Source organism: Bacillus sp. P4_D3 (assembly GCF_056401855.1).
This window is the reverse complement of sequence record NZ_JBFUIN010001282.1, coordinates 1-587: the sequence shown is the minus strand read 5'-3', so window position 1 is coordinate 587 and position 587 is coordinate 1. Positions and strand designations below refer to the sequence as shown.

The window sequence follows — 587 nt, the reverse complement described above, 5'->3', positions numbered from 1 at the left end:
GTGTACCAAGGTGTTCTTAATTTAGATTTCTATAGTAAAAGGATGAGGGACAAGCCTTACCCTTTTACTATTACATAATTTTTTTATGTAAACTAAATGAGGTTTTTTCAGTTTTTTAATATTATTTTTGCCATAGCACGTTTAAAACGGACATGCATATACTATAATGTTTCATTGGCCTTTGATGATGAACGATAGTTTTAAAAAGTGTATCGAAAGTAGAAGTGGTACTCTTTTTATTAATGAAAATAGAAGAGGTGCTAGTATATATGAAAAGACGAACGTATGAAATTCCAATCGCGTTGCGAAGAGAATGGTTTTTAATAGAGTTAGCGCATTTAACAAAAAAATATGGAATTGAAATTGCAACTAGTAAAATAGAAGATGCACCATTCCTTAGAGATCAAGTTACAGAATTGAGAATAGGAGCGGGTTTGCAATACGATAAATATGATGATGAGTATATCATCGGATTTTAAACAAAGAAGCTGCGTATAAAAGGTTATTAAAGAGACCTTTTATACGCAGTTTTTTTTGTGAAGAGAAAGCTTTATTGAGAAATATTCAAAACGCTTATTGTAAAAAGG

1 protein-coding gene is annotated in these 587 nt (G+C 30.5%); it reads left to right on the top strand.

Annotated elements, in window-relative coordinates:
- The first annotated feature begins 269 nt into the window (after window positions 1-269).
- Window positions 270-479, top strand: a complete 210-nt coding sequence (locus AC1DTM_RS30825; RefSeq protein ID WP_002158072.1) for a hypothetical protein — start codon at window positions 270-272, stop codon at window positions 477-479.
- The last annotated feature ends 108 nt before the right edge of the window (window positions 480-587 follow it).